The following is a 24,431-nucleotide window of genomic DNA, read 5'->3' on the forward strand; positions in this document are numbered from 1 at the left end:
TTCTCCAGCGCCCGGCGGATTCAGCATCCGGAGCCCGGGAAACCCTGCGTTTCAACGGTCCTTGGCGACTTGTTCGATTGCACCGCCTAGCGTTGGCTTAGCAGTTTTATCGACAATGGCTGCCCTAAGGATCCAGTTATAAATGGCGCCCGCGATCATCAGGGCCGAGGTGCCGAAAAACACTTCCCGCATGCCGAAATGCCCTCCGACAAAACCGCCCGCAAGCGGTCCGGCAACCTGCCCGGTATATTGCGCCGACGTCGAATAACCCAGCATATTTCCCGCAACGGACGCCGGCACGTTGTGCCGGATCACGCTGGCAACGCAAGGCAGCAGTCCGCCGAGCGCCAGGCCCATCAGGAAGCGCAGCACGACCAATTGCCAGCCCCGCGTGACGAACGCCTGCGGGATCAGCAGGACGCCCGCGACCGCGAGGCAGGCGATAATGACGTTCCAGTGCCCTACGCGATCCGCGAGCTTGCCGAGGTACGAGGCCGAGAGAATGCTGCCCAATGCCGCGGCCGACATCACCAGTCCCGCTACAAACGTGACCTGATGCACATCGACCACCTGCGCCACATAAACGGTGATGATCGGCTCGATCGACATGTTTGCCAGCATCAGGAGCATGCCGGTCACCAGCATGGCGACCGTCGGCCGCTTGTCCGCGATCTCGGCCCAACTGCCACGCCGCTTGCCCTTCTTGTTCACGCCCGGGTGACGCTCGTTCTTGACGAAGAATACGGTCGCCAGGAATGTAATGAAAATAAGAGCGCCCGAGGCGAGAAAGGTCGACCGGATTCCGATCAGCGGCGGCAGTGAGCCACCAATGATCGGACCCACCAGATTGCCGGCCATGATGCCGGAAGACAGGACACCAAGCGCCCAGCCGCATCGATCCTTGGGTGTCTGGGTGGCGACCAGCACGGTGGAACCCGACGCAAATCCGCCGAGCAAGCCCGCAACAAGTCTAAGGCCCACAAGTTGCCAGACGTTATGCGCCATTCCCATCAACGACATGATGACGGCCATGCCGAGGCTGGCGCGGATCAGCATCGGCTTGCGGCCGTAGAGGTCGGCAAGCCGGCCCCACAGCGGCGCGGTCAGCGCGGCAGTGAAAAACGTCGCACCGTAAGCGACGCCGGACCACTGGACGATCGCAGCATGATCCCTGACGCCGAGCTGTTCCACGTAAAGCGGCAGGAATGGCAGCATGAGCGTCATGGCCACGATGGTCGTGAACGATCCAAATACGCAGACGATGAGATTGCGCCGCCAGTGAGTGAATTCCTCCGCGGCCGGGAAATCATCTTGACGGGCGCTTGCGGTTTGTTTGTTCATCAGTCTGTCCGGGTCAGCGCGGGAGGTTGAGTGTTGCCCGGCAACTTCCAGAGGGCCGGAACAACCGTCCCGCGCAAAGTGACGAAGCGAGCGGGCTTCAACCCGGATCGTAAGGCGTGAACCGCGGCGCAACCAGTCCGCTGTCTATACCGGTATTGCAACTACCCGGCAGGGTTCGGTCACGTGACAGAAGACGTGACCTAAGACGTCACCGAAGGCTCGAACTAAGCCGGCGCTTCAACACCGCGGGCCTGTAATGAAGTAAGCAGCTTCATCATAAGCCGGATGAGATCCTTCCTGTCTCGCGGGGTCAGATCTTCGAACAGCTCCGCTATTGCGAGTTGCGACGGCAGAAGTGTTTTTTCCACGACTCGTTTTCCGTCCTCTGTGATCTCGATGAGCGTGGCGCGGCGATCACGCTCGTGAGGCACACGCCGCACCAGATTCTCTTTTTCGAGGCCGTCAACGAGGACTGTCACATTACGGGGTGACATCTCGAGAAACTCCGCCAGCTCTCCCATGCTGACGCGCTCCGCCTTTGTCGCCAGACCCAGCAGCATGGTGGCGCGAGGCACGGTCAAGCCGGCGTCGACCGGCAGGTGCGAACGCGCCCAGCGATGATAAGCCAGACCGAATTTGCCAAAGACAACAAGCAACTGGCTGCTCTCCGGAGAGACAGGAACGCTAGCGGACAATTCGGCCGGAACACTTTTTCTTGACATCTAATTTAGTATCAATTGATAATTTATTAGATGATATCTAATCGCGGTTGCTTGCTCAACCTTTCGAAAAGATACGCGCCATACGGGGTGTCATGCCCACATCTGCGGGAAACTTCTACTGAGATTATGCTATGCGCTAACTCTCAGGATGACGCGTTGTCTGTGGGTGGTGCGAGATAAAAGAGGTGGATAGGTGATTGATGTCTTTCGGGACTTTTCTTTCTAAATACTTCGGATTACTTTCAATTATTTTGCAAGGTAATGCTCGCGAATATCTCCGTTGGCGGACAGAAGAATATGACACTGAATGAGTTCCCGATACGAAACGCTGGTGGGGTTCTATCCCGGATCGTGGGAAACGCGTGGCGGCGTTGCGGTATCGGACTGGTTGCGCTGGGCGTCGCCGGCTGCGCGGTCGGCCCGGATTACCAGAAACCAACCGTCGAGATTCCCGCCACTTTCAAGGAAGGAGTCGACTGGCAGCGGGCGCAGGCGAATCCCCAGGGGTCGCTGACAAGCACCTGGTGGCTCGCGTACCAGGACGATCAGCTCACGGACCTGATTGGCAAGGCGCTCAAGGCCAATCAGTCGATCGCACAGGCGGAGGCTGCCTATCGCCTCGCGCAGGCGACGGTTGAAGCCAACCGGGCGAGCCTGTTCCCTACGGTCACCGCGGGCTTGTCCGGCTCGCGAACCGGTGTAGGGGCGGGTGCGGTCGGCAGTAGCACGACAGCCACCCGCGCGGGCGTGTCCAATTCCGTCAACGCAAACGTGGCGGCGAGCTGGGAGCTTGACCTGTGGGGCGAAATCCGGCGTGAAGTCGAATCGAGCAAAGCCAGCGCTCAGGCAAGCGACGCCCAACTCGCGGGAGAGCGCCTGTCGATTTCGGCTACGCTCGCGACCGATTATTTTCTGCTGCGGCAAGACGATTTCGACATCGAATCGCTCAAACAGCAGCAGCATATTGACGAGCGCATCCTCGACATGACGCGGGCGGGCTTTATCCAGGGTACCCAGTCGAACGACGAAGTGCTGGTGGCACAGGACTCGCTGGAACTGGTGATCGCCGACCTGCAGACCACGCAGACGGCGCGTGAGCAATCTGAACATGCGATTGCCGTGCTGATCGGTGTGCCGCCAGGCAGCTTTACCCTGACGCCGCGGCCGGATTACGCCTTCGTGACGCCGGTGGTGCCGCTTGCCCTGCCTTCGCAGCTGCTCGAACGACGCTACGACGTGGTCAGCGCCGAGCGCACGGCAGCGGCGGCGAACGCAAAGATCGGCGCCGCCGAAGCGGCGTTCTATCCGACGCTCGATCTGTCGGCTCAAGGCGAGTTCCAGCACAACACGCTTGCCCACCTGTTCTCGCTGCCCAACCGCATCTGGACCCTGGGCCCCGATCTGGCCGCGACGATCTTCGACGGCGGTGCGCGCACGGCGGCGGTGCGGGAAGCGCGGGCGACTTACGACGGAGACGTGGCCGCCTATCGCGGGACCGTCCTGAGCGCATTCGAGAGCGTGGAGGACGGTCTGTCGAACTGGAATCACCTGCAGCAGCAGGAGCAGGCGTTCGCCAATATCTATCAGCGTAACCAGCAGCTCTTCTCGAGCGAGCATGCTCAGTTTCAGGTCGGCAGCGCGAGCGAGCAGAGCCTGCTGACGCAGCAGCTGACGCTGCTGCAGGCGCAACAGAACCTGAAAGATACCCAGTCCTCGCTGACGCAGGCCAGCGTCACGATGATCAAGGACCTGGGCGGCGGCTGGCAATGGGACGAGGCGCAAGGGGGAGCGGTGAGTACCGGTGCGCCGTCGGCGAGCGGGCCGAAAGCCGATCCATCAGTAACGGAAGCCTCGGCGCATTAAGGTGCGGCCGCCGAACGTGTGGCTGCATGAGTCCGCCATGCCCGGTTCGATCCCTTTCTTGTGTTGCAACCGGGATTGGCCGTGCCCGTCATCTCAAGATGAACATTTTATTTCCGTTTCCGCCCACCACGGCGAAAACGACGCAAAACGTGTCCCGACCGGCTGCTATCGAGCTCAAGCAAGAATGGAGTTTCAATGAATAAGCTATCAACACTGCGTGTACCCCTGCTTTGCCTGGGCGTGATTGCCGTTGCCGCTTGCAGCAAGAGCGGGCCGCCTCCTGCGCCCCCGCCGCCGCAGGTCGGCGTGGTGACAGTCGCGCCGCAAAGCACACCGCTCACCAAAAATCTGGTCGGCCGATTGTCGGCCTACATGAGCGCCAACGTGACCGCTCGTGTGTCGGGCGTGCTGATCAGGCGTGCCTATAAGGAAGGCGGTGCGGTCAAGAAAGGGCAGTTGCTGTTCGAGATTGATCCGACCTTCTACCAGACCGCGCTTAACAATAGTCTCGCCACGCTTGCCGGCGACCAGGCCACGTATGCCAACGACCGCGTGACGGCGGAGCGCAACCACAAGTTGCTGCCGGTCGGTTCGGTGTCGCAACAAACCGTGGACAATTCCGATGCGACCGTGCGCACCGACGCCGCCAAGGTCAAGGCTGACCAGGCGTCGGTTCAAAGCGCGCGGATCAATCTCGGCTATACGAAGGTCGTTTCGCCGATCGATGGCATTGCCAGCCAGCAACAGGTGACCGAGGGCGCTGTCGTCGGCAGCAGCACCAGCGATGCCGGCTCCAGCGGCACCTCGCTCACTACCGTCGACCAGATCGATTCCCTGTACGTCAACTTCTCGATGAGCGCGGCGGATCTGGTGACGCTGCGCCAGGCGCAGGGACTGGGCAACGTCGCCCTGTCTGCCCAGGACGAGACCAAGGTCCAGATCGTATTGCCCAACGGCACCGCCTATGACCAGTCAGGCACGCTGGACTTCTCCGATGTCGCCGTGAGTTCGGCCACGGGCTCCGTCAGCTTGCGCGCGCGCGTGCCGAATCCCCAGCACCAGCTGCTGCCCGGCATGTATGTGACGCTGGACGTCAATCTCGGCCAGCAGCACAACGTCTTCCTGGTCCCGCAGCAGGCTTTGCAGCGCGACACCGCCGGCGCCTATGTGTTGGTCGTGGGGCCGGACGGAAAGGTGAAGCGAAAGACTGTCGAGACGAGAGACAGTTATCGCAACAACTGGATCGTCACGAATGGCCTGGACAACGGCGATCAGGTCGTCGTGACGGGTCTGCAGGCCGTCCAGGTCGGCGGGCAGGCCAAGCCGGTGCCCTGGCAGTCACCAAGCGCGGCTTCGAACGGAAGCAATGCCCCCCAGGCATCCGCTGACCACGCTTAAGGAGTCTGCCTCATGCCACGTTTCTTTATCGACCGTCCCGTCTTCGCCTGGGTGATTCCGATCCTGATCTGCCTGATCGGCATCATTCTCATGCAGCGCATGGGCGTGGATTCCTATCCCGACGTTGCACCGCCCCAGGTCACGGTCACGGCGACCTATCCCGGCGCGAACGCGACGACCATGGAGTCGACGGTCACCCAGGTGATCGAGCAGCAGCTCACCGGGATCGACAACCTGTTGTACTTCAGTTCGTCATCCGGCAGCAACGGCACCGCGACGATCACGCTGAGCTTTGCGACGGGCACCAACCCGGATATTGCCGAGGTTCAGGTGCAGAACCGCGTCACCCTGGCGAACCCCTTGCTGCCGGCCGCGGTGACCCAGCAGGGCGTGACGGTCGCCAAGGCCAGCCCCGACATCCTGCTGTTCATCGGGCTGCAGTCTTCCGATCCGTCTATTGATGCGTCGCGGCTGAGCGACATCATCGCCTCGCAGATCCAGCCGGTGATCGCGCGTCTGAACGGCGTCGGCAACACGTTCATGCTGGGTTCGGAGTACGCGCTGCGGATCTGGCTGGACCCCGACAAGCTGCAGGGTTACGGGCTGTCGACCACCCAGGTGCTCAATGCGGTCACGTCGCAGAATGCGCAGTTCGCAACCGGCGCATTGGGCTCGGATCCCGCGGTCAAGGGACAGGTGTTTACCGCGACCGTGTCGGGAGACAGCCTGTTTTCGTCGCTACAGCAGTTTCGCGACATCATCCTGCTGACCAACACCGACGGTACCGTCGTTCGCCTCAGTGACGTGGCCCGGATTGATTTCGGGGCGCAATCGTACGGCTCGGCTGCGGCCTATAACGGCAAGGCGGCGGGCGGGATGGGCGTGTATCTGCTGCCGGGCGCCAACGCGCTGGCGGTCGCCAAGTCGGTCAAGGAGGAGATGGCGACGCTGGCAAAAGATCTGCCGCCCGGCGTGACCTGGAGCGTGCCGTACGACACCACGCCATTCATCACGGCGTCGATCACCGACGTGGTGCGCACGCTCGCCGAAGCAATCGGGCTGGTGTTCATCGTGATGCTGATCTTTCTGCAGAACATCCGCGCCACCATCATTCCGACGCTGGTTATTCCGGTGGCCCTGCTTGGCACGTTCATCGGGCTGTCGATACTGCATTACACGATCAACCAGCTCACGCTGTTCGGCATGGTGCTCGCAATCGGCATTGTGGTTGACGACGCAATCGTCGTCATCGAGAACGTCGAGCGGATCATGAGCGAAGAGCGGCTCAACCCCAAGGCTGCCACGCGCAAGGCAATGGGGCAGATCACCGGCGCGATTATCGCAATCACGGTGGTGCTGACGGCGGTGTTCGTGCCGTCCGCGCTGCAGCCGGGCGCGACCGGGATCATCTATGCGCAGTTTGCGCTGACCATCGCGATTTCGATGGCAATGTCCGCATTCCTGGCGATGTCGTTTACGCCGGCCCTGTGCGCCGCCATTCTGAAAGCGAACCATGATGAGCACAAGAACGTCGTCTTCCGCTGGTTCAACCAGGGGTTCGACCGGCTCACTCACGGGTATCACGGCCAGGTCGGGCGCGCGGTCCGCCACGCGCCGCGCTGGATGATCCTGTTCGTGCTGCTCGCCGCGCTCGCAGGGTTCATGTATACGCGGTTGCCGACGAGCTTCGTCCCGGACGAGGATCAGGGTTTCATGCTGGCCATCGTCAACCTCCCGTCGGGGGCGACGCTCGAACGCACCAGCTCGGTGATGGATGAAATCAGCGACAAGCTGAGTCATAGCGCGATAGCGAAAGACATCGACGGCATGTTCGCGGTCAAGGGCTTCAGCTTCGTGGGCAACAGCGAAAACAGCGGCATGGCCTTTATCAAGCTGAAGGACTGGGGCCAGCGCGACAGGACCGCCATGCAGTTGATCGGGCAGGCCAACATGATCCTGCACGGCATTCCGGACGCGCAGATTTTCGTGGTGAACCTGCCGACCATTCGCGGTCTGAGCCAGTTTGGCGGTATCGACATGTACCTGCAGGCGCGGTCGGGACAGACGCGTGCACAGCTTGCCCAGGCTCAAGGCATGTTGCTGGGAGCGGCGGCCAAGAGTTCGGTGCTGTACGGCATTCGACCCAACTCGCTGCCCGCGGCGACCCAGTTGAATGTGGCGGTGGACCGCGTGCAGGCTCAGTCGATGGGGCTCTCGCTGACCGACGTCTATGACGCGATCCAGATGCAACTCGCGCCTTTCTACGTGAATCAGTTCACGTACGGCGGCCGTGTCAAACGCGTTTATCTCGAAGCGGACGCACCGTTCCGGATGGGGCTGGATGCATTGCAGCACTCCTATACGCCGAGCGGCATTGCCAACGCAGCGTCGGGCACGGCCAGCACCACCGGATCGGCGACCACTACCGTCAGCAATCTGACGACCGTCAATCCGTCGGCGAGCAACACGTCGATCAGCCCGTACAACATGGTGCCGCTCTCGAGCGTGGTGAAGGCGGACTGGGGGGTGGGACCGCAGGCGCTGCCGCGCTACAACGGTTATTCGGCCGTCGAGATCGTGGGTAATTCGGCGCCTGGTTATTCCACCGGCCAGGCCATGGACGTGCTGCAGGGCATGGTCGACAAATCGTTGCCGGCGGGCTTCGCGGCGAACTGGACGGGGCAGTCATACCAGGAAGTATTGGCCGGCAATTCGGCGACCCAGTTAATGGTGCTGTCGATCGTGATCGTGTTCCTGTGTCTTGCAGCGCTTTACGAGAGCTGGTCGATTCCGGTCTCGGTTTTGCTCGTGGTGCCGTTGGGCCTGCTGGGTATGGCGGTCTTCTGCATGATGCGTGGCATACCGAACGATATCTACTTCAAGATCGGCATGGTGACCGTGATCGGGCTTGCCGCGAAGAATGCAATCCTGATCGTGGAGTTCGCCGTGGAGGGACAAAACGAGGGCAAGACCTTGTTCGACGCGGTGCTCCATGCAGCGAGGTTGCGGCTGCGCCCGATCCTGATGACGTCGATGGCTTTCATCCTGGGTGTCGTGCCGCTGGTGCTGTCGACCGGTGCGGGCGCGTCCTCGCGTCACGAGATCGGTACCGGCGTGATTGGCGGCATGCTGTTCGCCACCGTTTTTGGCTTGCTGCTGATCCCGGTGTTCTACGTGGCGGTTCGACGGGTGCTTGGCGACAAACTCGATGAAGCGTCACATAAGCTTCATCGTCACGATGAAACGCCCGACGAGGCTGAGGGCAGTGCGTGACCTTGAATTTCAGGCTTCGTGTCGTCGGTCATTCTCACGGCGGCGCCGTTTCTTGTTGTCATGGAACACGCGTTGCCGGCCAGTACCGCGATTCCTGTGATTGCGGCGCTGGCGCTCGTTCAGGTCGTCGTGCATTTTGGCGGCGGCAAACGGGCCGGTCATCCGAAGAAGATTATTCGCTCCATACCCCCAAGGTATTTCAAAAAGGTGTGGCACGACGAGCAGAGCATCGTAAGCGGGCGCGACGGTGATTGTCCTGGGCAGCTTCCGGTCACGCCCACTGCTGACGCGCATGTTTTACACGCAGGATGGTCACCACTTCATCGCTTGCCCTTTCGCATCGCCTCGATGCGCGCATCAGCTTTCCCCATTACATCGTCGTGGGCGATCGTCGGGAGCGGATCGTCGATCGCCTCTTGTACCTGCTGACGCACCCATGTGTCGTAGGCCGCTGCGCTCGCATGTGTGGCCTTCATCGCCTGCGCACGATCGGGGCGATTTTGCCGCTCGAACTTGACCTCATCCGGCCGCCATGCTTCAAGCGAGAAACGGCCAGTCTGTAATCCAAGCTCACGAATTACTTCCAACGCCTTGACAGGGTTGCGGAACGCACGGGGGCGTCGGTTGTTCGATGTGACGAGCACCGCAACGCCGGCCGTGCGCGTCTCCAGTTCGACATAAAACGAGCCACCCTCGGCTTTCAGGATGGCCGACAGAACGCCCCCCGTGTGAGCGGCGGCCGCGGCCTGAGACACGTCTAGCGTTTTCATGGCATGACCTATAGATGATTTCCCCACAATCAATTATAAACTGTTGCACAAGATTAGCTACCGTGACGGCGATTTTGGCTGATCCTGGCAGCGCCTAGGCGCCATGTGGCTTTGCGGCCCTATTAAAAGATCTCATTAAATCAAGTGCGTCCCGTCTGGTCTCTTTCCGGCAGCGGGAACGCCTTCATGACCACGACTCGAAGCCAGGGGTATGGCGAGTAACGGAACACAAAATCCGTCCGAGAGATTGCTCCCTGATAAACCGTTGCCCGCAGCTCGAGAAACGCCTTGGGGGAGTCCTGCCAACGGGCCGTTCGCATTCGCGCCGAGTCAAGTTTGCAAGAAAAATGCCGTTATTGGGCAGGTAGGCGCTGTGGCGCTGTCAGAAAAATAATGATATGGCTCGCGCTTTCATAAAAATTGGAATGTTGGCATTTGCCCTGCCTGCGGTCGCCTTACTTGCAGTGTCCTCGGTCACTCATGCGTCGGAGACGCTCGGGCCGGTTGACCCGAAACCTGGAGCGGTGGCCTCCGAGCCGGACAGCGCGGATTTGACATCCCTCCCGCTTGAACAGTTGATGGACGTATCCGTGATAACGACCGCGTCCAAGTTTGAGCAATCGATCAGCGAAGCACCGTCGGCTGTGGTCGTCTTGACGGCGCAGGACATCAAAGAATTCGGCTGGCGAACACTGGCCGATGCGTTAGCGTCGCTGCCGGGTCTATATGTCAGCAACGATCGAAATTACTCTTACCTGGGAGCACGCGGGTTTTTACGTCCGGGCGACTACGACAGCCGGTTTCTCTTAATGATCGACGGATACCGGACCAACGACGCCGTGTACGACGAAGCGACCATTGGGACCGAAGGGTTGATCGACATGGATCTGGTCGAGCGTATCGAGTACGTGCCGGGCCCTGGGTCCGCCGTTTACGGCTCCAACGCTTTTTTCGGCGTGGTCAATGTCATTACAAAAAAGGGGAGCGCTATCAATGGCGCCCAGACTGCGGTGGCAGCAGGAAGTTACGGGGAGAAAAGGGCGCGCGCCACGTACGGTTGGCATGGGCAAAACGGGGCCGACATCGTCCTGTCTGCGACGTCCTACATTCGAGACGGTCAGGACCTGTTCTACCCTGAATTCAATACTCCGCAACAAAATAACGGCGTCGCGCAAGGCCTCGATTACGACCGGGCACAAAACTTCTTCGCCAAAGTAACCTACGGCGACTTCACGGTCTCCGCAGCTCACAGCAACCGAACCAAGGGCGTTCCCACGGGGTCTTTCGGAGCGATCTTCAACACCCCCAATTCAACGAATGACGCGCAAAGTTTCATCAACGCTGTTTTCGCACATCAGATCAATTCCGGATTGGCCGTCTCGACGCAGGCTTATTGGGGACGATATGACTATCAGGGCGTCGCGATCGACCCTGGTGAAATCCCAACGACGAATGTCGACGGAGATCACGCCCTTTGGTATGGCGGTGACGCGCATGTCACCGTCACCAGCATATCGAACCAGAAAATCGTCGCGGGATTTGATTTCCAGCGTGACGCACGGCGCGACCAGTACAACTACAATCTGAACCCTTACGTCTCTCTGCTCGACGACAAGCGCTCCAGCAATCGGACAGGTGCGTACTTTGAAGATGAGATTCAACTACCCGCGAACTTCGCCCTCAATGCGGGGTTGCGGTACGACTGGGATAGCGTCACAGCCAGTAACGTAAATCCGCGCCTGGCGCTCATCTACAAACTGACTTCAAGGGATACCGTCAAACTCATTTATGGTACGGCGTACCGCGCGCCCAACGCATATGAGTTGTACTACGCGGTGCCGGGAAGCGGCGGACAATTGCCGAACCCCGATCTCAAGCCCGAACACATCACGACGGCCGAACTCGTGTTGGACCACGCCTTCTCCGATTCGGGACGCGCGACGCTGTCCCTGTTCAGATACTCGGTGAAAAACCTGATCTCCCTTGAAACCGATCCTGCCAGCGGATTGCTCATTTATCAGAATCTGGATCAAGCAAAGGCCACGGGGGTGGAACTCGCGACAGAACAGTCGTTTGGCGATGGTTACCGCGTGCGAGCGAGTTATTCCTGGCAGTTGGCGAAGGACGGCCAAACGGGCGCGATACTCCAAAACTCGCCACGCGACCTTGTCAAGCTCAATGCAGTTGCCCCGTTATTTCATAACGCGGTTCGATTCGGCACGGAGCTGCAATGCGTGTCGTCCCGGCTCAGCGAAAGTTCGACATCGGGAGGTTATTGCCTTGCGAACCTTACGGTCACTTCGTCCCGAGTGATTCCGCGGGCAATTGTTTCCCTCAGCGTGTACAACGCGTTCAACAAGCGTTATTCAGACCCTGCAGGGCCCGCCTTTGTCCAACAGGCAATTGAGCAGCAGAGCCGTACGCTCTATGCGAAATTGGTCTACGGATTCTGAGATGTGTGTGTCCACCCGATCCCGCTTCCACGTCTCTCTAGGGGGGGTGTGCCTGCTCGTATCTGTCTTATGCCACGGGCAGGTCCAGGACGCCGCCTTGAAGGCTGCGTTCATCTATAACTTCGCGCTCTTCACCAACTGGCCTCAATCACCATCAGCCTCGTCTACCTTCAATGTATGCGTCGTTCACCGCAGCCCAATGTGGGACAGCTTGCAGAAGCTGAATGGCAAGCTGATCGGTGGCAGGCCGTGGACGGTCCGGGATGCGCCCTCCACTGGCCAAAAGGTGGACTGCGACGTCGCCGTGTTAAGCGACGCATCGCAGTCCTTCGTGCCTGCATCGTCGAGCGCGACATTGGTCGTGCGCGACGGCGGGATATCTGGAGCGGACGGTGCGGCGATCACTCTGGTCACTGAAGACGATCACATCCATTTTGATATCGACACGGTGCAGGCGCAACGAAATGGATTGCGATTTAGTTCGAAGCTCCTGGCGCTTGCGAGGAACGTCCTATGACAACGAAACACGCGAGCGACACAAAACCGTTGGCCGACACATTCGGTCTGGGACAACTTGTCGCCGCCGCTACCGCCCTTTTCGTGGCCGGATGCATTTTGGCGGCATTCCAATTTATATCGCTTCGGCAGTCGCTTACCGACGATGTCGAGGTGCAAGCAGCGCTCGTTGCGGACAATCTCGCGGCTGCCATGATGTTTCGGGACAAGCAAACCGCGACGGAGTCTTTGCGCACGTTCAGGCCACCTCCCTATCTTCTCTCAATTTCGGCCTATGACCGGGATGGAAACCTGTTCGCGGGATTCGCCAAACTTGGGATGGTTCCCGACAAGAAGGAGGTGCTGCGACTTCTTGTGTCGGGCGGCGACAGCGCCTTGCTGCAGATATCCGTCGTAAAGCGGGTCGAATACAGACAGACGGAACTTGGCTATGTGGTTGTGGTTGCGAGTACTGCCCGCGTGCAGTCGGGTTTGCTCCGATACGTAGGTTTATTTGCGGTGGCCGCGTTCGGAGCATTGTTTGTGGCCGTACTCGTCGTTCTCAAGACGAAAGCACGCATGGCAAAAGCTGAGGAGCGACTGGACTACCTCGCGTACACAGACCCTGTCACGGAGCTCGCTAACCGTCGGGCAACTTACGACACTTTGGCCACGCAGATAAACATGCAGGGCAAGGAGGGAAGACAAGTTGCGCTTCTGATTGTTGATTTGGATAATTTCAAAGCGGTGAACGACACCGCCGGGCATAGTGCCGGGGATGCGCTGCTCCGAATGGTGGGAGAGGTATTGCGGGACGCTGTTCGAGAATCAGATGTCGTCGGACGGATTGGCGGAGATGAATTCGCGGTTATCGCGTCCCCGGTGCGCAATCGCATGGAAGCGGCCAACATCGCAGGGAGAATGGCCGACGCACTTGGTCGACCGTTCGACTTGGACGGGCAAAAGGTCTTCGCAACAGCAAGCATCGGCGTGAGCATCTTCCCAGACGATGCACAAACGCTTTCTGAACTGATCAGTAATGCAGACGTCGCGCTCTATCACGCCAAGGCCGCGGGCAAGAACCGGTTCGCTGAATTCAAGCGCGAAATGACGTTGGAAACGCAGCGACGAGTAAGCATCGAGCGTGATCTGCGCAAGGCGATGGAGTGCGGTGAGCTCGAAGTGCACTATCAGCCTCAGTTCGACTGTGCTTCGCAACTGATTGTCGGCGTGGAGGCTCTACTCAGATGGCCGCACCCCGAAGACGGATTTATTTCGCCCAACGACTTCATTCCGATCGCGGAAGAGTGCGGTCTGATAAACGAAATCGGGCGTTGGGTGCTCCTGCGTGCATGCTCCGACGCAACCGGGTGGCGCAGCGCGAGCGGAGCGCCCCTAAGCGTGGCAGTCAACGTTTCGGCACGCCAACTCAGGGAGAAGGATTTTATTGACCAGGTCCGCACGGCGCTGCATGAGAGCGGCCTGCCGTCGGCGCAATTGGAACTCGAACTGACCGAGAGTCTGTTAATGGACGACGTCGATGCGGCGCTGGACTTCATGCAAGCGGTGAGAGCGATGGGCGTCCGGCTGTCAATCGACGACTTTGGCACTGGCTACTCTTCACTCGCGTACCTGCAGTCGTTTCCTATCAATTGTCTAAAAATCGACCGCAGCTTCGTCCACCTCTTGCCGGAGGCCGGCTATACCATCGCGAGCGCGGTCATTGCGCTCGCGCGCGGCTTTAATCTCTCGGTCGTTGCTGAAGGCGTAGAGACTCGCGCTCAACTGACATGGCTGCAAGAAGCGGGATGCGATATCGTCCAAGGCTTTCTTCTGGGACGGCCGATGAATGCGGCCGCGTTGCGAGCGCTCCTGCAGCTCGAAGGTGTCGAACTGGAGCTTGCGGTAGCTGCTGGCGTAGCGCCGCCAATACCGTGCTTAGCATCTGAAACCGCATCAAAAGGCGGGGCCGGCGAGGTGGTGTGAACCCCGGGGGCGGTCGAGAAAATGGGCGGCACCGTCATTCCATCGGCAGATTACTGGCCGTGCAGACGGGGCCATCGATCGCAATGCTCCGTGCTATAGGGCTGAGGCCCCGTCAGGCAGTGAACTCGAATGCTCGAGCGGCTACCCTGCCTGCCCGTTGGGGCGCTATACGGTGAGTCGAAGTCATCATCAGCTCCCGCTGTTTGCAGTCCGAATATCGCTTCGCAGCAAGTGGTGTTGTCTGTTAATTCCGATAATGTGTCATCACTCGATTTTTACGAATAAAAAGGTTTCCTAAATAAAAAGTTACGAGCAGTAAAAAGCATCTTGTCATAGGCGGACGAGATAGCGGGGCCCCTCGCCGGCAGAATTGACGAGCACGATTAGCTTCCCTGTGGAAGTCGCTGGCACTCGCAGCGGACTTCAACGGATAGCGCGGCAAGAATGGCTGCAACGGCGGCCAACGCGGACTTCGAGGTTCGCCATGAGGGACGTGACCAAACGATGCGATGGATCGAAAAATGCCACGGCAACGCCGAGCAGTTGGAAACGCGTGCGCGGACCGTTTGCATTAGGAGGTGCGACCATGATTCTGCGCCGCAATATGCCATTTTGCATGACGTGCGGATGAGTGAAGGGTGAAATCATTCGCCCCCGGAGCGCCGGGAATGATACCTGCTGCGCGCACTTGGTCACTCGCGGTGATCGTGAACGCAAGCATGAGAAATGCGGGTCGTCGTGTCCACTCTGCCATCCATAAAACACCCAAAGGAGACTGCCATGAGTGATCGCCCCTCCAATCCGCCCGATCCCATCCGTCGTCAGATTCTCGCTGCGCTGGCTAGCTCCGTCGCGTTATCCGCGTGCGGAGGCGGAGGTGGGAGCGGCAGCACGGGGCCGGCAAACCCCGTTATCGGCCAGATTCCTCCCGACCGAGCCAACCTTCCGCGTCCTGTACTTCCCGAGCCGGCTACGTCCGGTATCGATAACATCGTCCTCGTGACGATGGAAAATCGCTCGTTCGACCACATGTTCGGCTGGGTGCCCAATGCCGAAGGGCTGCCTGCGGGGCGGCAGTTCGTCGATGCCTTCGGCCAGACGCAGACGCCGTTCGCGCTTGCCGCCAACTCAGCTTTTGGTTTTCAGGCCTGTGGCTACGCAGATCCGGACCACGCCTATGACGCTGGTCGCGTGCACCTCGCCAATGGCGCAATGAACGGTTTCCTGCTCACACCAAACACGAGCCTGACGCGCGGCGATATCCTGCCGGTCGGCTATTTTCAGCAAGCGGACATGGACTTCTATCGCGGCGCGATCGGTCAGTACACCGTGTGCGATTACTACATGAGCGGCATCCTCGGCCCCACCTTCCCCAATCGCGTGTATCTCCACAGCGGCGAGACCGACCGGCTGAGCGACACGGACGATACGTCGACGCTTCCGACCATCTGGGACCGGCTCGATGCGAAAAACGTCTCGTCTGCGTATTACTTCCACGACGTGCCGTTCACCGCGCTTTACGGGACGCGTTATGTCGGCCGCTCGAAGCTGATGGCCGAGTTTCTTGCCAATGCCTCAGCGGGCACGTTGCCCTCGTTCTGCATGGTCGACCCGAGTTTCGCCGGCGAGGTGAACGGCACGTCCAACGACGATCATCCTCACGCCGATATCCGCAACGGCCAGGTGCTGCTCGGCCAGATCTACGACGCGTTGCGCACGGGCCCGGCCTGGAGCCGTACGCTCATGATCATTGTCTACGACGAATGGGGCGGCTTCATGGAGCATGTGGCGCCGCCGGTGAAGCCGGTGTCGGCGGCGGAGCAGGCGCTCGGCAACGACGGACGGCTCGGTTTTCGCGTGCCGTGCATGTTGCTCGGTCCGCGTGTGCGTGCGAATGCGGTATCGCGATATCCGTTCGATCCTAGCTCTATTCATCAACTGCTCGCGTGGCGCTTCGGCCTTGATCCGCTCGGTGTGCGCGCAAGCGACGCGAGCACGTTCAACATGGCTTACGCACTCGATCTCGCGGACCCCGCGCGCACCGATGCCCCTGCTATCGCCGTAACGCAAGGCACCTTCGGCACCGCGTGCTCGCTGGCGGCAGCGTTGGGCGTGCCGGGCCTCGGGTCCATCGACAATGGGCAGGTGAACGGCGCGCCGTCGGCCAAGTCGATGGTGACCACCGACGAGGGAGGGCGGTTTGCCGATCTGCGTACGAAGGCGACAGCGCTCGGTTTCCCGGCGTCGCCGTAGGAGGGGAACGCGGAGCCGTGTTTCACCGGCGCATCAACGCCTCTGTCCTTCGGGGCGGAGGCGATGGTAACTGGGCGAAAACCGCTTGGCGTCCTGCTTAAACCAGTGAGCGCTCGATCTTGATCTGATGACGCTTGAGTCTGGCATAAAGCGCCAGTTCCTGTAGCTTCAGAAACCAGACAGATTCACCGGCAAATCCGTTCCCAATGGTGATGGTGCCAAACACGATGGCAGTGATGGTGATGATAGTAGGCAAATGCAGGGGTGGCGGCCGTGAAGCCTGTGAGAGCGACCACGATCACCATGGCGATCTTTTTCATGATTTCTTCTCGGTAAGTTGGAAAATTGCTGAAGCAGTTTGCGTGTCACGTCGTTGCCAGTTCAGCAACCGGGACCAGACGAAGATAATCCATAGAGGTTATCGGCCGCCCAACTTTGTTTCTCCGTGGGCCACACGTCACTGTGCGTCATATGCGTTGATCGTGACCCGAAGTATAGGGCCAGGACGCGCTGAGGCATCTATTCCCTGACGCCGGCGAGCTGCTCGATATCTCTCTCAATCCGTGCGCGCGCCTCGTTCTCTGCGTCGGTTGTCGCACGCGAAGTCAATGGAAAATTGAGCCCATTCCCTTTGAAATCGTGTTCACAATGCACCCAAGCCTTATAAGAAAACGTGCCCGAATCACACTGCGCTATGGTCAGTACCACGTCGTAGGTACGATGCTCGCCCCTTTGGCGCGTGTATTGAAATTTGGATGTGTGGTGTTCTTGCATCACGATCTCCCAGTCTTTAAAACTATGCTCCTGTGCGCTAAGCAGCGAGGATTGCGGAGAAGACGGACGACAAATCTTCAATAGAGTTCTCCATTTGAACGTCCTCAACCTCCCTTCGATTGCCAATGCGACAGCACACCAAAGAGTCGGGATCCCTTTCAGCGGTGCCACAACGGACGCTGCTAAGCGTGCAGCTAGCTTGCCGCCGCTATCCCGTAGGATGCCCTTCGATCCGATTGCGATTTCGATTCTCCGACGTCGGGCGAGTCACGGATGGTAGGTGGTACTGAGACAGTTGGTGACCGCCTATAGTCGTCGGCGTCGCCGGGTCTGAGGGGATTGCATCTCTCGCAATTGATACGACGCAATCCGTGGTGCCGCGGCGCTACCTTTCTATTGGCTGGTTGCCGAAGCGGACCCCGGCGCCTGCCCTGCGCTCGGTGCAGGCACCCCTGTAGTTTTGGGTGTTTCGTCGTTACCCGTACCCGACCGGTTACAACCGCTCACGCCACCTCCCAGAATGGCAACCGCGCTTACCAACAAGACACTTCGAAGGATCGACTTCATGGCCGCCCCCTGAAATAGCCGCGATACGGTTATCCAAGCAATGCTCGTGCCGCTTCCACTTCCAGAATTCCTCTCGGACCGGCTTGGCTCACCAATGTCTTCGAGACGGTAATGCGATGAATGCACAATCGCGCCCTTCAGGTCAACGCCGCCGGCAGCTGGCCCCGCAGCGGCCCCACAGTGCTATCAATAAGGCTTCTTTATGCCGCTGGCTGAGGCGGGCGCGTCCATCGTGCCCGTATTGGTTTTTGGTTGCGCACTGCCCGACGACATTCCCGTTGTGCTCGAACCCGGCGTCCGGGACGTTGAATCGGTAGTGCTGTTTCCAGTTGACGTCGTCATGCCAGTTCCACCCTGTCCAGTGCCGTTGCCTCCCGTAGTGCCGCCGACGGCGCCCGTACCCGCTCCACCACCCGCACCCTGTGCGAAAGCGGCACCGTAAACTCCAAAAATTAACGCTGAAACCAATAATCTAATTGTGGGAACTCGCATGGCAGCCTCCTTTACCCATGACCCGGGAGTGGCGCAACAGGCACAACCCGTGGCAAATCCATCGCAATCGTTATGCCACCGCGACCCAAAGTGCGTGGCTCCCGCGCCAGGGTCCGGCGACTCCTGTCAACGCTCGTCGCTTCTAAAGCCTCGACGATGGGTTGGCCCTCGTGCGCGCTGATGACGAAAGCCGATGACGGAGATGAGTCATCGACGCGTCTTCGAGGCAAACGAGGGTGGGTTTAACGCTTAAGCCATCATCGAGTTGCGGACGCACTGCAACATTGGCTATTGAGCACGTGAACATCCGGATCATCCGATGCATCGACGAGAACGCGTAGTATCAAGAGCAAAAGCCTGTAACACCGAAAACCTCGGTTCCGCAACCGCGTGCTGGCGCCTGACGCGATCCCTTTACGGAGACAAACACCATGGAAACAGACGACGTTGATGCCAGCGGACTCACGTCCCGGGAACGTGGTTGGCTGGCCAAGGCACATCGCAACGACATCAATGGCTGGATACACTTGCACATCGAGGGCGAACCCTTCGAACGAGGCTTTCAGCACGGTTACCTGACCGCCGCGGAGTACGCCGACGCCGTGCGCGTCTATCGGCAAATGACTTACATCTCAATGGGGGTGACGTACGACTTCCTGGTCGAAAATGCAGCAAAGTACCACCTGCCAATCATCGAGCAAGTGGCACCGGAACTGCTCGAAGAGATGCGCGGCATCGCGGCCGGCTACACGAGAGCCGGCGTACCCACGACGATAGAAGAAATCGTGGGCTGGAACGCATATGAAGAGATGAGCGGTTATTGGTGGCCAACGGTCGCCGCCAGGTACGCATCGAGCGGTATGAGTACCGGTGCAATGGCTAAGAGCCACTGCAGCGCCTTCATCGCCACCGGTTCGGCGACGCGTGACGGTGCGATCGTGCTCGGCCACCAATCGTTCACCGAGTTCTGGAACGGACAATTCATGAACGTGATTCTGGACATCACACCAGAATCGGGACAACGAATGGTGATGCAGACGAGCCCCGGCTGGATTGCAAGCATGACCGACTTCTGGATAACCGGCGCCGGGCTGGTGGTAGCGGAGACCACTATCGTCGGCTATTTCGGCTACGACGTAACCAAGGTGCCCGAATATGTGCGGGCGCGCAAAGCCTGCCAGTACGCGCAGGACATCGATAGCTGGGTTCAATTCCTTGACGCCGGAAACAACGGCGGCTACGCCAACATGTGGCTGATCGGGGACGTCCGCCGCAACGAGATTGCCCGCTACGAGCAGGGGCTGCGCTACCAGAGCTTCAATAAGAAGAAGGACGGTTGGTACTTCGGCGACAACGTCCCTGAAGACCCGCGCATTCGCAATCTGGAGTGCAGCGATACCGGGTACAACGACATCAGGCAGCAGACCGGCGCACGGCGAACGCGCTGGCCCCAGTTGCTGTCGCAGCATGCCGGAGCGATCGGCCTTGCTGCGGGGCAGAGCATCCTGGCCGACGACTTCGATGTCTATCTCATGCGTGCCAATCCTTCCTCTCGGACGATCTGCGCTCACTATGACGCTGACCCCATGTTTTACGCGAGCGATCCGAACGCCGTGTGGAACATCCCTTACTTTCCCGGCGGTTCGGTTGACGGGAAGGTGACGTCGGCAGCCTTGGCCAGGCCCCTGGGCCTGAGTGCGCGTTTTGGGCGTGCCGATGGGGTGCGTTTCGATGCCGAGGAATTTCTGAAGCAACACCCTCAGTGGAGCTGGCAGCAGGGCTACCTGAAGAGCCGGCCATCCCAACCATGGACCGTATTCGATGGCCACTGAAGGCCCACGCATCAATTTACGTAACGTCATGCTTCGGGGAAGGCAGATCATGTCCGCACGCCGGTCCTGCGCCCACGATGCTTCGTCGTGAGCCTTCGTCGTGACTCAAAGCGATGGGCTTTTCTTTCAGAAGCTTTTGGAATCAGACTGCTAGCCCTCGTCACGTGTCGATCGCGCTGCAGCCACAATCTGCACTCCAATCACGAAAATACTAACGACGCAAAGAGAGGTGCCGGGTTTATCGGGTTTTACCGCCGCCATCGATTCCCGAGCCCGTCTGCCAGATCTTTCTTCCTTCCTCAGAGAGTTTTCCCGAGCTGTGGTGCTTGTCCGGTTCCGTACCTTCTTGCGCCAGATGACCGCCGGGTTGTTCCTGCGCCCGCTGCTTTTCGCCCTTGCGTTGCGCCCGGCGTTCCTCCTGCGACCGCCCCGCGTAGTTCGTTTCAGTTTGCTTGCCTGTCATGTCGGCCTCCTTGAGATGAGTGACATGCAAGGCGCCGCAAAACCCGTTCCATGCGCAGATTCGATGGCTATTTTTGCAACGACGGGCATTGAACACCGCAGACGCGTTGGAAGGCTTTGAGTGGAGGACATTCCCGGAGGACTAGGCACACCGCTTGCAAAAGCTCTGGTGAACGAATGTCGACCTCTGCACGAATGAAACACGGAAACGCTTTTCGACCACGCCGACATTGAACCAGATCGAATCGACCCATTGGCCGCCGATGATGACGGCCTCGACGAGGACCCAGCAGGTCGGTAAAGACCCTGCCGTCCAGGCAAACGGAGCATCGCTTTCCGCGCGATTTTGCGTCGGCATATCCGTTGCGAACCAAGCAGGGGGGCGAAGGGAACATGCGGTGTCAGGCGTGCGCTCTCTGCATCTACGTTGAAGGAGAAAACACATGGCTAACACGCTGAATGGTTACAAGGTCGCGGTACTCGCCGTCGACGGGTTCGAACAGGCGGAATTGATTGAACCGAAACGGGCGCTGGCTGACGCTGGCGCAACGGTACACGTGATTTCAGCAAAACCCGGCAAGATTCAGGGTTTCAAGCATGTCGATAAGGGTGATGCTGTCGCGGTCGATTCGACTTTCGACAAGGCGAGCGCCGACGACTACGATGCAGTCGTTCTGCCGGGCGGGGTGGTGAACGGCGACGCGATTCGGTTGCTGCCGCAGGCCCAGGTTTTCGTCAAGGCCGCCGACGGCGCGAGCAAGCCGATCGCCGTGATCTGTCATGGCACGTGGCTGCTGGTGTCCGCAGGCATTATCAAGGGCCGCACGGTGACGAGCTGGCCGAGTCTGCAAGACGACATTCGCAACGCGGGCGGCACGTGGGTGGACAAGGAAGTGGTCGAAGACGGCAATCTGATCACGAGCCGCAAGCCTGACGATCTTCCAGCCTTCAACAAAACGCTGATTGCGCAATTGGAGAGGTGCAGGGCCGCATGAGCGCCATGTGGAAAATAAGGCGCACGCATGCAATCTGACACGCTGCGCCGAATGTATCCGCGGCGTGTCGGTGAATACGTCGACCAGGGAGAAAAAGCATGAAATCCCGATATTTCCTTCAATCGATCGCTGTCGCGCTGGGTCTTGGCGTCGCGTTGACCGGCCCGGTGTATGCACAGACGAGCGATGCAACGGAGGGCGCCGCTAAGGTGTCGCCAGCGGAGCAGCAGTTCGTGCAGGATGCCTCGCAGGCCGACGCCACAGAAATTGCGGCAAGCAAAATAGCGCTCAGGAATTCGAGTGATCCGCGCGTCAAGACATTTGCGCAGCAAATGATTACGGATCATACGAAGCTCTCGCACAGCATGGGCGTATTGGCTGCCAGAAAGGGTCTGGGCGCGGCACCGGCCGCCGATTCCGCGCTGGTCGGTAAGCTGCAAACGCTCAAGGGCAAGGACTTTGACCAGATGTACGTCGAACAGATCGCGTTGGAAGGTCACCGGAAGGCGGTCGATCTGTTCCAGAAGGAGAGCGAGAACGGCACCGACGCGCAACTGAAGGCCGCAGCCACACACGCGCTGCCGACCATCAAACATCACCTCGCGATGGCGTACCAACTTGCTGGCGCAATGAAGACTTCGTAGTGGTTGCGATTGTGCCGCAGCCAGCCCACGAGGATTTCCTTTTGCACGGCACTTAGGGCAGCGTGAACTCGCTGGCCGAGGCGCGCGAGTTTCCGGGCGACCTTACGCGGAAAAAAGCCGGATTCGAATCGAGCACGCCGACCTCCCGGCCGAAGTGCAGTCCGCCAGCGGCGAGTTGGCCGCGGCGCTCTTGATGCGTGCTGCAGAAGTGGCGCAGGAGGGCCTCGCCGCCACGCAGCACGAGAGGCAACTGGCCATTGCTGACGCGCAGGCCGGTTCACCGGGAACGGAGTACGCACATCTCCCATGGTGGATCTTGACGGCCCGCTTTTTGCTGAGAGCCGAGGAACGACTGACGGGAGTACGACATGGCCGGTTCCATGCAGCAAGCAGCGAAATTCGTCGATCTTCCCGAGGACCGCGGCACGCGCGTGACCGTCGCCGATACCCCCATCCTATTGATTCGGCAAGGCGACCAAGTGCACGCGGTTTCAGCCGATTGCCCGCATGCCGGCGCCCCCCTGGAGGAAGGCGCAGTATGTAATGGACGCATTGTTTGTCCGTGGCACAAAGGGACGTTTGCCATCGCCGACGGCAGCTTGATCGAGCCGCCGCCGCTGGCCGGTTTGAAATGCTACCCGGTCGCGATCGAAAACGGTAACGTACTCGTCTCGCCGGAAGCGAAAGCACAATCTCAGCGCAAAGCCACCGCGGATACTCGCACGATGGCTGTGATCGGCGCAGGCGCCGCGGGTGCCGCCGCGTGCGCCACGTTGCGCGAAGCCGGTTTCGACGGACGCCTCGTGCTGATCGGGCCCGAGCATGTCGTGCCCTACGATCGCACGGCACTCAGCAAGTTCGTGCTTGCCGGCGACATGCCACCCGAAAAAATCCCCCTCCTTCTGCCCGACGATTTCCTTTCGGCACAGCGCATTGAACGTGTTGAAGCGGAGGTCGTGAAACTTGACGCTGGCGCGAAGCGAATCGATTTGTCGAACGAACTCACGTTGCATTACGACGCTGCGCTGATCTGCACGGGCGGCATTCCGAAGCCGATGGACGTGCCTGGTTCAAACCTGCGCCGCGTGTTTCTGCTGCGTTCGCGCGATGACGCCGCGGTGATTCTCGCGTCGCTCGAAGGTCTCCAAAAAGCGCTGATCGTCGGGGCAAGTTTCATCGGACTGGAAGTGGCTTCGTCGTTGAGAAAGCGAGGGATGGACGTAACCGTCGTCGCACCCGGCAAGGTGCCACTCGGCTCGCAATTCGGCGAAAAGCTCGGCCGCCTGTTCCAGTGGCTGCACGAGAAAAATGGCGTGGTCTTTCGCATGGAATCCAAGATCGCGGCGTTCCTGGGCGATGACATCGTGAGCGAAGCAGAACTGGAAAGCGGCGAGAAACTGCCGACGGAGATAGTGATCATCGGCACGGGTGTGCGGCCTGCTACTGACTTTCTAAAGGGTGTCAATCTTGCCGACGATGGCGGTGTTCCCATGGATTCATCGATGCAAGCCGCCTCCGGCCTCTATGCAGCCGGCGATATCGCGCAATTTCCGCTGCCGCGCTCGGACCAGACACTGCGCATAGAACACTGGCGCGTCGCCCAACAGCACGCGCGTGTCGCGGCGTTGAACATGGTTGGCGGCGACGAACACTACACGGGCGTGCCGTACTTCTGGACTTATCACTTCGGCAAGCGCTTTGAATATCTCGGCCACGCGAGCGAGCACGACGACGTAGTAATCGACGGCGATCTCGATACGCATGCGTTCATCGCCTATCTGATGAAAGACGGGCTTGTTGCTGCGGCCGTAGCGTGCGACCGCGAAGCTCCCACTGCACGGCTGGCTGAAGCCATGCGATCCACACTAACGCTGGCACAAGCGCGCAGCGCTGCCGGTTGACGCAGCCATGATCTCCTCCGCTCCCATAGGCAGATGTATTCCTCTGACGTTAGGATAATTACTTGAAGGGGAATCGTAAGAAACCGTTTGACGTAAGAGAGGCGCGTTCCTGCCGATCCGACCAGGCCCGTGGACATCGCTCACATGCCCAGCTCTTGCCGAGTGCCGCCCTCAAGCGCGAGTCCAGGCATTGACCATCGGGCTCGCAGA

Annotated in this window: 16 protein-coding genes; 11 read left to right on the forward strand and 5 right to left on the reverse strand. The window is 59.7% G+C overall.

The genetic code is table 11. From position 1 onward, the window contains the following. Nucleotides 1-51: 51 nt before the first annotated feature. The gene (locus ABH944_RS31520; protein WP_404611088.1) at nt 52-1,341 is read right to left on the reverse strand and encodes a multidrug efflux MFS transporter; all 1,290 of its coding nucleotides are present in this window, start codon (nt 1,339-1,341) and stop codon (nt 52-54) included. A 224-nt stretch (nt 1,342-1,565) separates the two neighbouring features. Then, the gene (locus tag ABH944_RS31525) at nt 1,566-1,997 is read right to left on the reverse strand and encodes a MarR family winged helix-turn-helix transcriptional regulator (protein ID WP_404611087.1); all 432 of its coding nucleotides are present in this window, start codon (nt 1,995-1,997) and stop codon (nt 1,566-1,568) included. Between the two features lie 363 nt (nt 1,998-2,360). Here ABH944_RS31525 and ABH944_RS31530 point away from each other — a divergent pair, with 363 nt between their 5' ends. From ABH944_RS31530 to ABH944_RS31540, 3 genes are all read left to right on the forward strand, one after another. Beyond that, nucleotides 2,361-3,926 carry an efflux transporter outer membrane subunit gene (locus tag ABH944_RS31530; RefSeq protein ID WP_404611086.1) on the forward strand — a complete coding sequence of 522 codons (1,566 nt, stop codon included), beginning with the start codon at nt 2,361-2,363 and terminating at the stop codon, nt 3,924-3,926. A gap of 195 nt (nt 3,927-4,121) precedes the next feature. Next, nucleotides 4,122-5,324, forward strand: a complete 1,203-nt coding sequence (locus ABH944_RS31535; RefSeq protein ID WP_404611085.1) for an efflux RND transporter periplasmic adaptor subunit — start codon at nt 4,122-4,124, stop codon at nt 5,322-5,324. A 12-nt stretch (nt 5,325-5,336) separates the two neighbouring features. Beyond that, the gene (locus tag ABH944_RS31540; RefSeq protein WP_404611084.1) at nt 5,337-8,597 is read left to right on the forward strand and encodes an efflux RND transporter permease subunit; all 3,261 of its coding nucleotides are present in this window, start codon (nt 5,337-5,339) and stop codon (nt 8,595-8,597) included. 320 nt (nt 8,598-8,917) lie between these two features. Here ABH944_RS31540 and ABH944_RS31545 read toward each other — a convergent pair whose 3' ends face one another. Next, nucleotides 8,918-9,367: an antitoxin PaaA2 family protein gene (locus ABH944_RS31545; RefSeq protein WP_404611083.1), complete on the reverse strand. Its 450-nt coding sequence runs from the start codon at nt 9,365-9,367 to the stop codon at nt 8,918-8,920. Nucleotides 9,368-9,765: 398 nt separating this feature from the next. Between ABH944_RS31545 and ABH944_RS31550 the strand changes: the two genes are divergently transcribed. From ABH944_RS31550 to ABH944_RS31565, 4 genes are all read left to right on the forward strand, one after another. After that, nucleotides 9,766-11,820 (forward strand): TonB-dependent receptor plug domain-containing protein, encoded by a 2,055-nt coding sequence (locus tag ABH944_RS31550; RefSeq protein WP_404659605.1) that lies wholly within the window; start codon nt 9,766-9,768, stop codon nt 11,818-11,820. A 97-nt stretch (nt 11,821-11,917) separates the two neighbouring features. Next, nucleotides 11,918-12,337, forward strand: coding sequence for a YfiR family protein (locus ABH944_RS31555; protein ID WP_404611081.1), 420 nt, complete (start codon nt 11,918-11,920; stop codon nt 12,335-12,337). Beyond that, nucleotides 12,334-14,301, forward strand: a complete 1,968-nt coding sequence (locus ABH944_RS31560; RefSeq protein WP_404611080.1) for a putative bifunctional diguanylate cyclase/phosphodiesterase — start codon at nt 12,334-12,336, stop codon at nt 14,299-14,301. Before ABH944_RS31555 ends, ABH944_RS31560 begins: the two co-directional genes overlap by 4 nt. A 780-nt stretch (nt 14,302-15,081) precedes the next feature. Continuing rightward, entirely contained in the window at nt 15,082-16,554 is a 1,473-nt protein-coding gene (locus ABH944_RS31565; protein WP_404611079.1) for an alkaline phosphatase family protein, read from the forward strand. Between the two features lie 185 nt (nt 16,555-16,739). Here the strand turns inward: ABH944_RS31565 and ABH944_RS31570 are convergent, their stop codons facing one another. Continuing rightward, a complete protein-coding gene (locus ABH944_RS31570) occupies nt 16,740-16,874 on the reverse strand; it encodes a hypothetical protein (protein WP_404611078.1) in 135 nt (44 codons plus the stop codon). Between the two features lie 1,944 nt (nt 16,875-18,818). On the opposite strand from ABH944_RS31570, the gene ABH944_RS31575 reads away from it, so the two are divergent. After that, on the forward strand, nt 18,819-20,219 hold the full coding sequence (locus ABH944_RS31575; RefSeq protein WP_404611077.1) for a C45 family autoproteolytic acyltransferase/hydrolase: 1,401 nt from the start codon (nt 18,819-18,821) through the stop codon (nt 20,217-20,219). A gap of 238 nt (nt 20,220-20,457) precedes the next feature. Here ABH944_RS31575 and ABH944_RS31580 read toward each other — a convergent pair whose 3' ends face one another. After that, nucleotides 20,458-20,682, reverse strand: coding sequence for a hypothetical protein (locus ABH944_RS31580; RefSeq protein WP_404611076.1), 225 nt, complete (start codon nt 20,680-20,682; stop codon nt 20,458-20,460). Nucleotides 20,683-21,124: 442 nt separating this feature from the next. Between ABH944_RS31580 and ABH944_RS31585 the strand changes: the two genes are divergently transcribed. The 3 genes from ABH944_RS31585 to ABH944_RS31595 all read left to right on the forward strand — a co-directional run bounded on the left by ABH944_RS31585 (nt 21,125) and on the right by ABH944_RS31595 (nt 24,221). Continuing rightward, nucleotides 21,125-21,676 carry a type 1 glutamine amidotransferase domain-containing protein gene (locus tag ABH944_RS31585; RefSeq protein ID WP_404611074.1) on the forward strand — a complete coding sequence of 184 codons (552 nt, stop codon included), beginning with the start codon at nt 21,125-21,127 and terminating at the stop codon, nt 21,674-21,676. Nucleotides 21,677-21,774: 98 nt separating this feature from the next. Continuing rightward, nucleotides 21,775-22,320 (forward strand): DUF4142 domain-containing protein, encoded by a 546-nt coding sequence (locus ABH944_RS31590; protein WP_404611073.1) that lies wholly within the window; start codon nt 21,775-21,777, stop codon nt 22,318-22,320. Between the two features lie 368 nt (nt 22,321-22,688). After that, nucleotides 22,689-24,221, forward strand: a complete 1,533-nt coding sequence (locus ABH944_RS31595; protein WP_404611072.1) for an FAD-dependent oxidoreductase — start codon at nt 22,689-22,691, stop codon at nt 24,219-24,221. Nucleotides 24,222-24,431: the final 210 nt, after the last annotated feature.

The organism is Caballeronia udeis (assembly GCF_044909315.1).
GTDB classification, from domain to species: domain Bacteria; phylum Pseudomonadota; class Gammaproteobacteria; order Burkholderiales; family Burkholderiaceae; genus Caballeronia; species Caballeronia udeis_A.